The 14,441-nt window shown below is 71.1% G+C and carries 13 protein-coding genes; 2 read left to right on the top strand and 11 right to left on the bottom strand.

What is annotated here, in order from left to right:
• Positions 1-49: 49 nt before the first annotated feature.
• Positions 50-1,198 (bottom strand): amidohydrolase family protein, encoded by a 1,149-nt coding sequence (locus FH608_RS44200; protein WP_139637036.1) that lies wholly within the window; start codon positions 1,196-1,198, stop codon positions 50-52.
• Between the two features lie 103 nt (positions 1,199-1,301).
• Here FH608_RS44200 and FH608_RS44195 point away from each other — a divergent pair, with 103 nt between their 5' ends.
• Positions 1,302-1,652: a Rieske (2Fe-2S) protein gene (locus FH608_RS44195; protein ID WP_139637035.1), complete on the top strand. Its 351-nt coding sequence runs from the start codon at positions 1,302-1,304 to the stop codon at positions 1,650-1,652.
• An 80-nt stretch (positions 1,653-1,732) separates the two neighbouring features.
• On the opposite strand, the gene FH608_RS44190 is transcribed toward FH608_RS44195, so the two are convergent.
• The 7 genes from FH608_RS44190 to FH608_RS44165 form a co-directional block, all read right to left on the bottom strand.
• The gene (locus FH608_RS44190) at positions 1,733-2,761 is read right to left on the bottom strand and encodes a Gfo/Idh/MocA family protein (RefSeq protein ID WP_139637034.1); all 1,029 of its coding nucleotides are present in this window, start codon (positions 2,759-2,761) and stop codon (positions 1,733-1,735) included.
• Positions 2,758-3,765, bottom strand: a complete 1,008-nt coding sequence (locus tag FH608_RS44185; RefSeq protein WP_193318965.1) for a Gfo/Idh/MocA family protein — start codon at positions 3,763-3,765, stop codon at positions 2,758-2,760. The genes FH608_RS44190 and FH608_RS44185 overlap by 4 nt, the downstream gene beginning before the upstream one ends.
• Positions 3,755-4,969 (bottom strand): cupin domain-containing protein, encoded by a 1,215-nt coding sequence (locus FH608_RS52075; RefSeq protein ID WP_193318964.1) that lies wholly within the window; start codon positions 4,967-4,969, stop codon positions 3,755-3,757. The genes FH608_RS44185 and FH608_RS52075 overlap by 11 nt, the downstream gene beginning before the upstream one ends.
• A gap of 2 nt (positions 4,970-4,971) precedes the next feature.
• On the bottom strand, positions 4,972-5,961 hold the full coding sequence (locus tag FH608_RS44180; protein ID WP_139637032.1) for a carbohydrate ABC transporter permease: 990 nt from the start codon (positions 5,959-5,961) through the stop codon (positions 4,972-4,974).
• Positions 5,958-6,794 (bottom strand): carbohydrate ABC transporter permease, encoded by an 837-nt coding sequence (locus FH608_RS44175; RefSeq protein ID WP_193318963.1) that lies wholly within the window; start codon positions 6,792-6,794, stop codon positions 5,958-5,960. Before FH608_RS44175 ends, FH608_RS44180 begins: the two co-directional genes overlap by 4 nt.
• A gap of 235 nt (positions 6,795-7,029) precedes the next feature.
• The gene (locus FH608_RS44170; protein ID WP_139637030.1) at positions 7,030-8,220 is read right to left on the bottom strand and encodes an ABC transporter substrate-binding protein; all 1,191 of its coding nucleotides are present in this window, start codon (positions 8,218-8,220) and stop codon (positions 7,030-7,032) included.
• A 256-nt stretch (positions 8,221-8,476) separates the two neighbouring features.
• A complete protein-coding gene (locus tag FH608_RS44165; protein ID WP_139637029.1) occupies positions 8,477-9,340 on the bottom strand; it encodes a helix-turn-helix domain-containing protein in 864 nt (287 codons plus the stop codon).
• Between the two features lie 93 nt (positions 9,341-9,433).
• Between FH608_RS44165 and FH608_RS44160 the strand changes: the two genes are divergently transcribed.
• Positions 9,434-10,417, top strand: a complete 984-nt coding sequence (locus FH608_RS44160; RefSeq protein ID WP_193318962.1) for a LacI family DNA-binding transcriptional regulator — start codon at positions 9,434-9,436, stop codon at positions 10,415-10,417.
• Positions 10,418-10,471: 54 nt separating this feature from the next.
• Here FH608_RS44160 and FH608_RS44155 read toward each other — a convergent pair whose 3' ends face one another.
• The 3 genes from FH608_RS44155 to FH608_RS44145 are packed head-to-tail and all read right to left on the bottom strand — an operon-like array spanning position 10,472 to position 14,439.
• On the bottom strand, positions 10,472-11,425 hold the full coding sequence (locus tag FH608_RS44155) for a zinc-binding dehydrogenase (RefSeq protein ID WP_139637027.1): 954 nt from the start codon (positions 11,423-11,425) through the stop codon (positions 10,472-10,474).
• On the bottom strand, positions 11,422-13,497 hold the full coding sequence (locus FH608_RS44150) for a type 1 glutamine amidotransferase family protein (RefSeq protein WP_139637026.1): 2,076 nt from the start codon (positions 13,495-13,497) through the stop codon (positions 11,422-11,424). Before FH608_RS44150 ends, FH608_RS44155 begins: the two co-directional genes overlap by 4 nt.
• Positions 13,498-13,521: 24 nt before the next feature.
• On the bottom strand, positions 13,522-14,439 hold the full coding sequence (locus FH608_RS44145; protein WP_139637025.1) for a sugar phosphate isomerase/epimerase family protein: 918 nt from the start codon (positions 14,437-14,439) through the stop codon (positions 13,522-13,524).
• Positions 14,440-14,441: the final 2 nt, after the last annotated feature.

The following is a 14,441-nucleotide window of genomic DNA, read 5'->3' as shown; positions in this document are numbered from 1 at the left end:
CAAGGCTCTGACCGGCGCCGGCGCGCCGGCCAGAGCCGCCGGGGTGGCGTCACAGGCGGGCGCCGTAGGTCTCGATGGCGTTGTCGCTGCTCACCCGCTGCCTGATCTCCGGCGGCAGCGTGGCCAGGGCGTGGCGCGGGTCGTCGAAGTCCCAGTGCGGGTAGTCGGAGCTGAACATCAGGGTGCGGTCCGCGCGGGCGATCTCGCAGAGCACGTGCAGGTGGTGGCGGCGCTTCGGCTCCGGGAGCGGCTGCGTCGTGAACCGGACGTGATCCACGATGTACTCGCTGGGCAGCCGCTTGACCCACGGCACCTCGTCGCGCAGGCCCCTGACGTTCTTGTCGAGCCGCCACATCACGTCGGGGATCCAGCCCAGCCCGCCCTCGGTGAGGATCACCTTGAGGTTGGGGAAGCGCTCGAAGACGCCGTGGCAGACGAGGCTGATCAGGTTCGCCTGGAACACCTGGCTCAGCCCGCTGTGCCACTCGACGTAGTACGTCGGCGTCCCGCCCGCCATCGGCGGCGAGGTGCGGTAGATGCCCTCGCCCGAGTTGGGGTGGACGGCGACCGGGATGCCGATCTCGTTGGCGGCCTCGTAGATCGGGTAATGGTGCCGCAGCCCCATCAGCATGTCGGTGAGCGGCAGCAGCACGCCGACGAAGCGCTCGTCCTCGGCCGCGCGCCGGATCTCCCTGGCCGCCGCCGGCGGGTCCTGCGCGCCGACCACGATGTAGCCGCGGTAGCGGTCGTCGGCGTCGAACCAGGTGGTGGCGAGCCACTGGTTGTACGCCTTGGCGATCATCGCCGCGGCGTCCGGGTCGGGCAGGGCGCCCAGTCCGAGCACCTCACCGCCGATGAGCACCGCCCGGTCGATGCCGTTGCCGTCGAGCAGGTGCCGCGCCGTGAAGACCGGGTCGGCGCCCGGCGCGGACCCGTCGGGAGCGCGGGCGTCGTCGCGGAGCACCCCGGCCGGGTTGATGTAGAGCATGTTCCGCGGGATCGACACCGCCTCGCGATGCCCGGTCGTGCCGAGGGTGCGGCGCTCGTCGAGGCCCAGACGGCGCTGCTCGGCCAGCGACAGGAACGGCCGGAGCTCCCCGAGGCCGCTCTTGGTGACCGGGTGGACGTCGCAGTCGACGAGCCGGTAGCGGCCCGGCGCGGACGCCTCGGTGGGGGGCTGGTCACGCAGGTCGGCCATGGAAACTCCTGTCCGGATCGTCGTTGCCGAGATGGCGCGGAACCGTCATAGTTATGGATAGCAAATCGATTGGCACAGCAACAGAGGGTCAGTGGGTGGGCGCATGGAAGTTCGGGTCGGCAGCGTCGAGGACGTGCGCCGGGACGGGTGCAGGACCGTCGACGTGAACGGGCGGCCGGTCGGCGTCATCAGCGTCGGCGAGGAGTTCTTCGCGATCAGCGACAAATGCCCGCACATGGGCGCGTCGATGTGCCAGGGCTCGCTGAGCGGCACCTTCGTCCCCGCCGGCCCGCACGAGTACGTCTACGGCAGGGCCGGCATGGTGATCCGCTGCCCCTGGCACGGCTGGGAGTTCGACATCGAGAGCGGCCGGTCGCTCCTGGACCCGAAGCGCGTCGGGCTCAAGACCTACCGGGTCACCCAGGAGGACGGCGAGGTCGTCCTGCACGTGTGAGCGTCACCGGGCACGTCCCGCCGCCACCCCGCCCTCCGCGCGCCTCCTCCCGACGTGCGCGAACCGCCGCGTCCGGCGGGCTACCGCAGCACGACGACCTGCCCCAGCTCCGAGGAGCGGTAGGCCGCCAGCGCGACCTCCAGGGCGCGCACGCCGTCCTGCCCCGTCGCGCACGGCTCCTCGACCACGCCCCCGCGCACCGACGCGAGGAACGCCTCGATCATGGCCCGGTCGGCGTCCTCGGCGAACGACGCCCGGCGCAGGCCACGCGGGCCGCCCTCGCGCGTGCTGACGACGTTCAGCGCCTCGGCCCCGTCGGCGATCTCCAGCGAGCCCTCGGTGCCGACCAGGCGGAGGGAGAAGTCGTAGTCCCACGGGTGGTCCGCCGGCACCGACCAGCTCGGGTCGATGCCGGCGACCGCCCCGTTGTCCATGCGCAGCGAGACCACCGCGACGTCGTCGACGTCGAGGTTCCACAGCAGCGACCCGGCCTCGGCGGACACCTCGGCCACCTCCAGCCCGCTGACGTGGCGCATCACGTCGGTGACGTGGACGGAGTGGTCGATGAGCGCGCCCCCGCCTGCGGACACCGGGTCGGTGATCCAGCGGGGGTAGGCCGGGGGCAGCGGCGGGCGGCCGCGGTTGGCCCCCACCAGGCCGATCAGGTCGCCCAGGCGGCCCCCGCGCACCGCCGTACGCGCCCGCTGGACCAGGGGCAGGAACCGGGACACGAACGCCACGTGTAGCTGCACGCCCGCGGCCGCGCAGGCGGCGACCATCGCCTCGGCGTCCTCGACCGTCGTGGCGATCGGTTTCTCGCACAGGACGTGCTTGCCGTGGGCGGCGGCGAGCTCGACGTGGGCGCGGTGCTCGTCGGTGGCGCCGCACACCAGCACGGCGTCCACCTCGGGCGAGGCCGCCAGCGCCGCGGCGTCGCCCGCGAGCGGCACGCCGAAGTCCTGGTGGATCCAGCGGGTGTGCTCGGGCTCGGGGTCGTACAGGCCCACGACGTGGGCGTTCGGCGACCGCGTGAGCGCGCGCGAGTAGGCCCACGCGTGGCCCATGTGCGCGGCGCCCAGGATCGCGACGCCGACCGGCTTGCGGCTCATCCCAGCTCCCACGTGGTCAGGTCGATCGTCTTTCCGGTGCGGGCGGACTCGAGGGCGGCGAGCGCCGTGCGCAGCGACTCGACCGCCTCGGCGGCGGGCACCGGCGGTGGCCCGCCGTCGCGGCAGGCCGCGAAGAACGCGCCCAGCTCCAGGACGAACTCGCGGTCGCCGAGCACGTCCCACCACTCCGCGCCGCCCTCGCGGGCGTGCAGGACGCCGCCCATCATGTGGTCGTAGTCCCACGACAGCCGGCCCTCGGTGCCGACGATCTCCGCCCGGAGCTTGAAGCCGCGCGAGGCCGGGTGGGCCCAGCTGCACTCGACGTGCGCGATGGAGCCGTTCTCGTAGCGGACGGTCGCCAGGGTGTAGGTCGGCTCGCCCGCGCCGCTGCCGGCCGCCATGCAGTGCACGCGTACGGCGGGACTGCCGATCACCCACCGGGCGTAGTCGAACCCGTGCACGCCCTGGTCGAGCAGCGGCCCGCCGGACGTCGTGGCGTCGGCGAGCCATCCCGCTTCGCTCCACCCCGGTAACGAGGTCGTCGTCGAGTGGCTGACCATGCGCACGAGCCCGATGTCGCCCGACACCGCCAGGTCGCGGGCGAGCCGGTGGTCGGGGCCGTAACGGGCCACCTGCCCGATCGAGAGCAGTCCGGGTGCGGCCTCGGCGGCGGCGAGGACGCGGCGCGCCTCGTCCATGGTGCGTGTGATCGGCTTCTCGCACAGCACGTGCCTGCCCGCCCGGAGGGCGGCGATCGTGGCGTCGGCGTGGGCGGTCGGCGGCGTGCAGACGTCGACGACGTCGACGCCCAGGTCGAGCAGCGCGTCGAGGTCCGGTACGACTTTCGCGCCGTGCTCGCCGGCGATCCGCCCGGCCTTGCCCGGCACCGGATCGGCGACCGCGACCAGCCGGACGCCCGGGCAGTGACGGTAGGCGCGCGCGTGGACGCCGGCGATCATGCCGGCTCCGAGCAGGCCGACCGTCAGCTCGGCGTCACCTCGCATGGCCGGCGATGGACGGCGCCTCCGTGTGGAGGCCGGGCCCGAAGAACAGGAACACCACGAGATCCTCGCTTCCGGTGTTGGCGACCTCGTGCTCGCGGGTCGCCGCGTCATGGGTGACCACCAGCTCGTCCCGGCCGGGCTCGCCGCCGCGCACCTCGTGCCCGGCGAGCCTGCCCTCCCCCGTCCAGGCGAACACGCTGTAGACGCCGGGCTCGCGCAGCCGGTGGCTGCCGCCGGGCGGGACGACGAGACGCTTCCCGGCGTACTTGGTGGTGTTGTAGAAGACCCAGGTCTCCTCGCCGTCGCCGCTCGCGCCCGCGACGGGCCGCGGGCTCAGGTGGCGGTTCTCGTAGAACCAGGGGTCGCCGTTGACCTCCCAGTCCACGAAGCCGAGCGGGAACCGCTCGCCGTGCCGCTCGCGGTCGAGCGGGCGGACGTCCTTGAACAGCAGGTCCTTGGAGATGATCCGGCCGGCGTTCAGCGCCTGGAACATCGCCAGGACGTCGGAGTCCTCCTGCAGCTCGAGGGTGAGGGCCGTGCCGGGGGCGTGCAGCACTCCGGACGGCACGTGGAACCCCTCGCCGGCGACCTGGAGCTCCGCGCGGGCGTGCCGGAGGATCAGGTCGCTGTCCCAGTCGACGAGGTACGGCAGCAGCACCTCGTGCGCGGACTGCTCCGCGATCCACGGGTGCACGCCGAAGAACGTCTCTGGGTGCGGCCCCAGGTCGACACCAGGCAGGAAATGGTAGGACTCGTCCTTGGCGTTGCGGCCGACCAGCGAGGCGAACTCCTGGGCCGGATGGATGTGGTACGGCAGCCGGTAGGCGTAGTCGAAGATCTTCGCCAGCCGGCCCAGCCCGGCGGGGTGCGAGGCGGCGTACGCGGCGCCGAGGATCGCCGCGGGGTCGGCGGCCACGGCGTCGCGCAGCAGGAGCCGCTCGCCGTGCTCCCCCACGACGTGGCTGAGCCCCTCGTCCGGGGGACCGACGCGGTTGTCCGCCTTCGTCGTCGAGGCGAGCCACCGCTCGCAGATCGCGCCGCGCTCCCCGACGTCGTAGGCGTCCTCGGGAAGGCCCAGCCGCCGGCCCGGCGGCAGGAAGTCGCGCGCGACCCAGGCGGGCTCGCACCTCAGCACGCCGTTCCCGGCGTCGAGCAGCCGGGTGAGCACGTCCCGGGCCACCGCCGGATTCGCCTCCTCCTCCATGGTCACCCCTTGAGTCCGGTGAGAGCGATGCCTTGCACGAACTTCCGCTGGAAGACGAGGAACACGATGATCATCGGCAGGGCCGCGATCACCGACCCGGCGAACAGCAGGGTCCAGGACGTGCGGTTCTGCACCACGAACAGGGCGAGGCCGACGGGTGCGGTGATCTTGTCAGGGCTGGACATGATGATCAGGGGCCAGAAGAAGTCCTCCCACGCCCCCTGGAAGGTGAAGATCGCGTTCGCCGCCAGCGCCGGCCCGCACAGCGGCAGCACGACCGACCGGAAGATCCGGAACTCGCTCGCGCCGTCGATGCGGGCGGCCTCCAGCAGCTGGTCCGGGATCGAGAGCATGTACTGGCGGAGCAGGAAGATGCCGAACGCCGACACGATCCCCGGCATGATCAGACCCCAGTAGGAGTCGAGCCAGCCGTGCCCGCCGTTCCCCATCCAGTCGTTGCCGCCGAAGAACGGGATGTGCTGGATGATCAGGTAGTTCGGAATGAGCGTGACCTGCCCGGGGACCATCATCGTCGCCAGGAAGAGCATGAAGATGACGTTGCGCCCGGGGAAGCGGCGCTTGGCGAAGGAGTAGGCGCACAGAGCGTTGAAGAACGTCTGCAGCGCGGTGATCGTGAGCGCGACGAAGGCGCTGTTCACGAACCACCGCCAGTCACCGTGCCCCTGCGCCTGCTGGGCGTTGGTGAGGTCTCCGACGTTCAGGAAGCCCTTGTACCCCTCCAGGGTCGGGTCGTTCGGGATCCAGTGCGGCGTCGTGGAGAAGATCTCCCCCATCGGCTGGAACGACGCGCTGATCAGCCAGGCGAACGGGGCCAGGAACAGGATCGCGAGCGGGGCGAGCACCAGGTACGTGAGCGCCTTCTGCCGCAGCCCGAACTGGTTGTTGCCGTTCTGCGGCTTACGGGCGGGCGCGGCGGGCTCCGGCGCCGCCGGGGCCTCGCGCAGGCCGACTCCGGCCTCGACGCCGCTCACGCGACGGACCCCTGCCGGGAAAGGCGCAGCTGGAGCGCCGTGAACACGATCAGCATGAGGAAGAGCGCGAACGCCAGGGTGCTGGCATAGCCCATGTCGAAGTACTTGAACGCCCAGAGATACATGTAATAGACCATCGTCGTCGTCTTGTTGACCGGTCCGCCGTTGGTCATCACGAAGATCTGGGTGAAGACCTGCAGCGAGCTGATGATCCCCATGACGAGCAGGAACAGGGTGGTGGGCCGCAGCATGGGAATCGTGACGTACCGCAGGCGCTGCAACACGCCGGCACCGTCGATGCGGGCCGCCTCGTAGAGCTCCTGGGGGATCGCCTGCAGCCCGGCGAGGTAGACCACCATGGAGAATCCGGTGCCCGCCCACACGCTCATCAGGACGACCGCCGGCATCGCGAGGTTCTTGTCCGACAGCCACAGCAAGGGGTCGTCGATGATGTGCGCCTGCAGCAGGTAGTAGTTGAACAGCCCGTAGTCGCCGTTGTAGAGCCACTTCCAGAGGATGGCGGAGACCACGAACGGGGTGACGACCGGCAGGTAGAACGCGGTCCTGAACAGGCCGCGCAGTCGCAGCGGCAGGTTGACCAGAAGCGCCAGCACCAGCCCGGTCGCCATCGAGAGCGGGACCGAGGCGCCGCTGAAGTAGATGGTGTTCAGCACCGACTCGATGAACCGCTCGTCGTGGATCATGTCGCGGTAGTTGGTCAGGCCGACGAACGGCTTGTCCGGCTCGATGATGCTCCACCGGTGGAACGTCAGGTAGAAGGCGAAGACCAGCGCGGCCAGCGTGAAGACCGAGAAGATCAGCATGCCGGGCATCAGGAAGACGTACGCCGACCGTTCCTTCCAGACGCGGGCCGGGAGGCTGCGCCGGTTCGCGGGCGGGGTCCCGGGCCGGGAGCGTGGGCGAGACCAGCGGCCTCCGGTCCTCACAGGCGCTGCGTCCGTCTCGGTCCGCACCAGCGGCTGCGCCATCACTTTCTTCCTCTCCTCCGTACGCCGCCGGGCCGGGGGCCGGCCCGGCGACGCGTCGTCCCGTGCCGCGGACGCTCGCTCAGCCGCGGGCCAGGATCGCCCTGCCCTGCTGGGCGGCGCTGTCCAGCGCCTCCGCGGCGGTCTGGTCGCCGTAGATGGCCTTGCTGAGTTCTTCGTTGAGGATGGTCTCGATCCGCGGGTACTTGGGGTTGGCGACCGTGCTCGCGACTCCGCACGCCATCAGGTCGGCGAAGGGCTTCAGGATCGGCTTCTCCTTGGCGAGGTCGTCGCCGTTGAGCAGCGACTTCGTCGGAGGCAGCAGCGTACCCTCGGTCTTGTACGTCCAGTTGGCCAGGTTGTCGGGCTGCGAGAGGAACTCCATCCACAGCCACGCGGCGTCGGAGACCTTCGTCTGGCTGAACATCACCAGGGAGTCGCCGGCGAGAGTGGTCTTGCACCCAGCCGTCCCGTCGGGGAGCGGCGCCGCGGCCCACTTGCCGGTGAGCTTGGGGTACTCGTCGGCGAGCGTGCCGGCGAACCAGGCGCCCGCCACGTACATCGCCACGTCGCCCTTCGCGAACGCCACCCGGCCGTCGTAGGAGTTGGAGTTGAGGTAGTCCTTCGGGGAGTACTTGGCGAGGTCGACGTAGAAGGCGGCCGCGGTCTTGGCCGCCGCGCTGTCGAAGGCGACGTCCTTGCCGTCGTCGGTCAGCGCGTCGCCGCCGGCCTGGTAGAGCCAGGGGTAGAAGTAGTACGCCGCCTCCGAGGCGAACATCTCGAAGCCGTACCTGCCCTTCGCCGCGTCGGTGAGCTTCTCGGCGTCGGCCTTGAACTCGTCCCAGGTCTTCGGCGGGCCGTCGATCCCGGCCTCCTTGAAGCGGTCGGTCCGGTAGAACAGGCCGGTCGTCTCGCCGTCGAACGGCAGCCCCCACATCGTGCCGTTCCAGGTGACGAACGTCTTGAAGCCTTCGACGTAGTCGTCGGGCTTCACGACCTCGCTGCGGCCCATGTAGTTGCCGAGGTCGACGAGCGCGCCCCTGGCGGCGTAGTCGCTGGTGTCGCTGGCGTTGATGTAGGCGACGTCGGGGGCGGTGTTGCCGGCGATGCGGGTGCTGAGCACCTGCTGCGCCTGCTCCGCGGGGGCGTTCTCGAACTTGATCGTGATGTTGGGGTGCTGCTTGTGGAACTCGTCGGCCATCTTCTTCATCTGCGGCTCGTTGCCGACCCAGGAGAAGAACGTCACAGTCTGCGGCGAGGCGGGGTCCTTCACCGGACCTGCGCCCTTGCCGACATCGGTGGTCGGATTCTGTCCATCGCTTCCGCAGGACGAGAGGCTCAGAGACGCCGCGAGCGCCACCGCAATGATCGCCGGAGCCGTCCAGGATCCTTGGAACCTCACCACACCGCTCCCTACTACTCGCTCAGTGGAAGACGGAGATCTTCAACTGATGCAAATCGATTGGCGCCTTGGCGGGCAGTCTTGCCAAGGGCTGGGCGTTTTGTCAATGGATTCGGCCGGCGTCCGTTCACATTGTGACGGCCCCGAGACCCCCCGGAGCGGGGCCGCTCGCCGGCCTCGACCGGTCCGACGGAGCGGTGCCGTACCTGCGCCGGTAGGCACGGCCGAAGTGCGACAGGGTGTTGAAGCCGGCGGCGTGACACACCTCGGTCACCGACAACGACGTGGCCGCGAGCAGCGAACGGGCGAACCGTAGACGGCGCTCCTGCAGGTAGAGCTGGAAGGAGGAGCCAGTGTACTCCCGGAACCGCTCGCTGAAGTAGTTCGGCGACAGGTGCGCCCGCCGGGCCGCGTCGGCGAGCGAGATCGGCTCGCGGAAGTGCCGGTCGACGTAGCGGACCGCGGCCCGCAGCTCGTCGTCCACGCCTGGGCGGTGGTCGGCGACCGCCGCCTCGACCAGCTGGTGGCGCGCCAGCTCGACCACGAGGCACCCCACGAGCGACTCGATCAGCCGCGCGCCGCCCAGCCGTGGCTCCTCGAACTCGGCCTGGAGCCGGCGCAGGTCCCCTTCGGCGGCGAGGAAGTCGTCGGTGTGCCAGGGCAGGTCGGCGACCGCGGGCCGCCCCAGGCCGGCGAGCTGGCGCTCCATGAGCCCCGGGTCGATGACCGTGTTGTAGCAGCCGAGCGGCTCGGGACCGATCGACCGGATGGCGTGGAAGTCCGCGGGCGACAGCAGGAAGGCCCTCCCCCGGCCGATCGGCCGCGCGACACCGTTCACCACGTGCTCGGCCTCCCCCGAGACCACCAGGCACAGCTCGTAGTAGTCGTGCCAGTGCACGTCGACGGTGCGCAGCCGCGGGCGCATCACCCGCGCGCCCCTGTCGGGTAGGAGCAGCGACTCGGTGCTGAACCGCTCGACCAGGTCGGTCATGGACGACCCACCCCATCAAATCGTTTTGCCTCAGGGTTCCAGTAGGATACCGCCATGTCGACGAGCGAGGCTGCGTCCAGTCCACACTCTCGCGTGACAATCGCGCAGGTCGCCCGCCGCGCGGGGGTGAGCCCCACGACCGTCTCCCACGTGTTGTCCGGCAAACGCGCGGTCGGGGCCGCCACCCGGGGCACCGTGATGGAGGCCATCCGCGAGCTCGGCTACCGGCCGAACATCGTGGCCCGCAACCTGCGGACCCGGCGCTCGCACATGATCGCGGTGGTCGTCCCCGACATCACCAACCCGTTCTACGCCGTGCTCACGCGGGGCCTGGCCGACGCCGTCGACGCCGCCGGGCACGGCACGTACGTCTGCAACACCGACGGCCAGCACGAGCGGGAGCGCAAGTTCTTCCAGGACGCCATGGACCGCGGCGTGGACGGCGTCGTCTTCGCCTCCGGCGAGACCGCGTCGCAGATCACGTTCGGAGAGGTCGACCAGCAGACCCCCATCGTCTGCATCGGCGACCAGCTCGACCATCCCCTCTGCGACGCGGTCATCCCCGACGACGAGACCGGTTCCCGCGCCGCCGGGTCCTTCCTGGCCTCGCGCGGCTACGAGCGCATCGCCATGATCCAGGGCCCGCCCCACTACGGCGCGGCGCGCACGGCGGGCTTCCGCTCGGCCATGCAGGCCGCGAAGCGGAAGGTCCCCGCCGAACGGATGGTGCGCGGCGACTGGACCCGCAAGGGGGGCTACGAGGCCATGAAGGCCCTCATGGCGCTCGACGCCCGGCCCGACGCCGTCTTCTGCGCGAACGACATGATGGCGATCGGGGCGCTCGACGTGGCCCACGAGCTGGGGCTGTCCGTCCCGGAGGACGTGGCCGTCGTGGGCTTCGACGACGTCGACGCCGCCACGATCGTGACCCCGCACCTGACCACGGTCCGCAACCCGGCGTACGAGGCCGGCGGCACGGCGGGCGACCTGCTGATGAGCCGCATGTCGGGCCGCTACACCGGCACCGGGCGGACCGTCGTGCTGCCCTGCCCGCTGATCGAGCGCGGCACCGCCTGAAAGACCGCCGGGGACGCCCTTCCCCAGCGGTCCTCCGGGCCCGGGCGGTGGCCGTCACACGTCCGGGAACGTCACCACCGCCTTCACGAACCCGTCAGGCTTCGCGCGCAGGGCGGCGAAGGCGGCGTTGATCTCCTCGAGCGGGAAGCGGTGGCTGACCAGGCCGTCCATCGACAGCACGCCGCCGGCGAGCAGGCGCATGCCGGCCGACATGCCGCGCATGATCACCGCGAGGTCGCGGAAGTGGGCGTTGACGATGGTGAACGCCATCCAGTTCCAGTACGCCAGCGGGATGGTGCGCTCGGCGCCCTGGTGGAAGCCGACGATCGCGATCGTGCCGCTCATCCGGGTCGTGTCACCGCAGCCCGTGAGCGCGGGCTGGGTGCCGGTGCACTCGAAGGTGATGTCGGCGCCGCGCCCGCCGGTGAGGGACCGCACGGCGTCGGGCAGCGACTCCTTCGTCACGTCGACGGTCCGCGTCGCGCCCAGGCGCGCGGCGCGCTCCAGGGCGTCGGCGCGCGCGTCCGCCACGATCAGCTGCCGCGGCCCGCGCAGGGCGGCGAGCCTCTGCACCAGGTTGCCCATGAACCCGGCCCCGATGACGACCACGTCGTCGCCCAGGCGGACGCCGGCGGCCTCCACGGCGTTGAGCGAGCAGGCGATCGGCTCGGCGAGCGCCTCGTCGAGCGGGCCGTCGCCCGCCGGGAAGCAGTACGCCGCGCGCACCGCGACGTACTCCGCGAAGCCGCGCTCGGTCACCCAGACGCCCACCCGGTCCCCGACGGCCGGTGCCGTCACCTCGGCGCCCACGTCGACGACCACGCCGCTGACCTCGTGGCCCGGGTAGCGGACCTCCCCCGCCGGAGGGCCGCTCAGCCACGGCTCGAGCTCCGAGGCGCACACGCCCGAGGCCACGACGCGGACCAGCACCTCGTCCGGCCCGATCGACGGGACCGGGGCCTCCTCGACCACGAACGTCTCGCGCCCGCGCAGCGCCGCGATCCTCATGGCAGCTCCCCGTCGTGGAAGACCACGATCGCGTAGACGCCCAGCGAGCCGAGGCGTACGACGTGCGCACCGTCCTCGCGGGCGACCTCCAGCGGCGTGCGCGTCCCGTCGCTCGCCACCACGGTCGCGCGCTCCCGGGCCTCGGGCAGCCGCACGCGGAGCGGGACGTCGGTGTGCGCCCGCACGGCGTCGGCCTCGCGGTCGTAGCCGTAGTTGACCAGGTGCAGCGCGTAGGAGCCGTCGGCCAGGTGCTGGATGTTCGCGGCGGCCGGCACGGTGGTGTCGACCTGCCGCCCGTGCGGCAGCAGCTCGCCGAGCACGGCGCGGTGCGCGGTGCGGACGTTCGCGTGCCGCGGGAGGGAGCCGGCCACCCGGTCGGTGACGACGACCGTCCCGCCGGCCGCGAGGTACCCCTCGACGGCGGCGACCTGCCCCTCGGTCAGCGCGAAGACGTCCGGCAGGATCACGGTCGAGTACCGCCGCAGCGCCTCGGCGCTCGACCGGTCCGGCGCGGTGACGCCGTCCGGCCAGATCACCACGTCGTACGGTACCGCGGCGTCCGACAGCGTCCTCGTCACGACGCGGTACGGCACCACCACCGACTCGTCGCGGGCGTTGGCGGTGTTGTCACTGGCGTCCGCCCTGCCGATCAGCTCGCGCGTGCTCTCGACGCTGAAGACGACCGCGACCTCGTTGACGGTGCGGCGCGCGAACAGCCGCTCGTGGCCGGCCAGGAACGCCTGGACCTCGCCGGCCAGCTCGTGGGGCGCGTAGAAGGCGTCCTCGATGACGCTGCCCATCCAGGAGCCGTAGGGCACCGACATGTTCGAGCCCATCGCCGCCGCCTCGAACAGCGACAGCCGGAACAGGTCGTACCCCTTGCCCTTGCCGAGCAGGTCGATCAGCTCCGGGACGACGCCGCCGTACGGGTTCTCGACCACGACGACGTCCTTGTCGCCGGCGAACGCCGCGACGTACCGGTACCACTCCGGCTGGCGGTACGTCGTGTTCCGCATCTCCGTGATGACCAGGTCGACGTCGTCGGCGAGGGCGAGGTACATCGGTTCGAGGTTGAAGAAGTTGCCGGAGACGATGATCTCGCGGCCGCGCGAGCGGGCGTACGCGCGGGCGTAGCCGGCGAGCTCGGCGAAGTACTTCTTGATCGACAGGCACTGGAAGGCGTAGTAGTCGCCGAACAGCGGCGTCGACTCGCGGTTCGCCTTGAAGTCGTAGCCCTGGGCGAGCAGCCACTCGCCGTAGTGGAAAGTCTCCAGGTCGACCCCGTCGAGCGCGATGTCCACCTTCGACGGCTTCAACCCCTGCAGGTAGGCGCGGAAGCCCTTCATGCAGTCCTTGCAGAAGCAGGCGCCGTACTGGAACGCGCCCATCGGCAGCTCGGCCTCGTCCAGCTGGATCCCGTCGATGCCGGCGTCGATCTGGATCCTGATGACCGCCTTGAGGTATTCGCGCCAGACCGGGTTGTTGCGGTCCATGTAGAAGCACTGGTGCTCGCGATCCGGGCACTCCACCCAGTGCGCGTGGCAGGGCCGGCCGTGGATGTCGCGGGCCACGCACTCCTCGATCAGGTCGGTGACCTGCTCTCCCTCGGAGTTCACCAGCCCGCCGGGGAAGTAGTGCTCGACCGGCTTCCACAGCTTCGGGTAGCGGTTGGAGGAGAACTCGCGCAGCCCCATCCAGTCGCGTTTGCCCACGCCGCGCAGCTCGTTGAGGGCGAGGACGGCGTCCTCCTCGTCGGTCAGCTCGACCGGGAACTCCCAGCCCTGGGCCTCGAAGACGATGCCCAGGACCTTGATGCCCCGCTCGTGGCAGGCGGCGATGAACTCGCTGTCGTTGACGAAGCCGTAGAAGCGCGAGCGGGCGTCGACCGGGCCGAACGCCTCCTGTTCGAGGTACGGCAGGGCCAGCGAGCCGCCGCCCATGGACGCCCACACCAGCACGGTGGCGTGGTAGTCGACGAGGTCGTCGACCATGCGCAGGCGGCGGGGCGGCAGGCTCGGGTGGTAGCAGTGCTGGCGGGGAAACCAGGCGTCGAAGTAGACACCGCGGTGCATGGACGGGCCCTCCTGGGCGGTCGATCAGATGTGGACGTGCGGGGCGAGGGTGCGGTGTGCGATGGTCAGGCCCTTGCGGACGCGATCGGGGTCGCCGCTCCAGACCGGGTCCTCGTGCTCGACGGAGACGGCGCCCTCGTACCCGTGCTGGTGGAGCGCGTCGATCAGGCGCCGCCAGTCGACCTCGCCGAGGCCGGGGATGCGGTAGCGCCACCACCCGCTCACCCAGGGCTGCCTGCCGAGCACCTGCCCGAACACCCCGTAGCGGTCGCGGGCGGCGGCGTGCACCTCGACGTCCTTGGCCTGGACGTGCAGGATCCGGTCGGCGTGCGCCTCGAGCGCCGCCACCGGGTCGATGCCGAGCCAGACCAGGTGCGAGGGGTCGTAGTTGAGCCACAGCCCGAGGTCGGCCATCCAGCCCCACAGCTCGGGTGAGTAGGCGAGGTTGGCCGGGTAGCCGTCGGGATGCCAGCCCTCCATCGGGCAGTTCTCGATCACGAGGCGTACGCCGCGGGCCGCGGCGTACTCGACCAGCGGCGGGAGCACCCGCTCGGCCAGGCGGAGGTTCTCGGCCATGGTGAGCGTCACGTCGCGGCCGACGAAGGTGCCGACCAGGCCCACGCCGAGCAGCTGGGCGGCGTCGACGCACCGGCGCAGGTGCGCGTGCGTCGCCTCGCGCACCTCCAGGTCCGCGTGCAGGTTGTTCTCGTAGTACGCGACCGCCGACAGGGTCAGGCCGTGCCGGTCGAGGATCGAGGTGACCTGGTCGGCGTCGGCCTGCCCGAACGCCTCGACGTCCAGGTGGGAGGCCTCCCAGTCGCGGCCGGGGCGGTCGGGCCAGGCCGCGACCTCGAGGGCGGCGTATCCGTGGTCGCCGGCCCACCGGGCGATGTCCTCCAGCGACTCGCCGGGCAGGCAGGCGGTCAGAAGTCCCAGTCTCATGA

The organism is Nonomuraea phyllanthi (assembly GCF_006334985.2).
In the GTDB taxonomy this organism is placed as follows: Bacteria; Actinomycetota; Actinomycetes; order Streptosporangiales; family Streptosporangiaceae; genus Nonomuraea; species Nonomuraea phyllanthi.
This window is presented reverse-complemented; position numbering and strand designations above follow the sequence as displayed.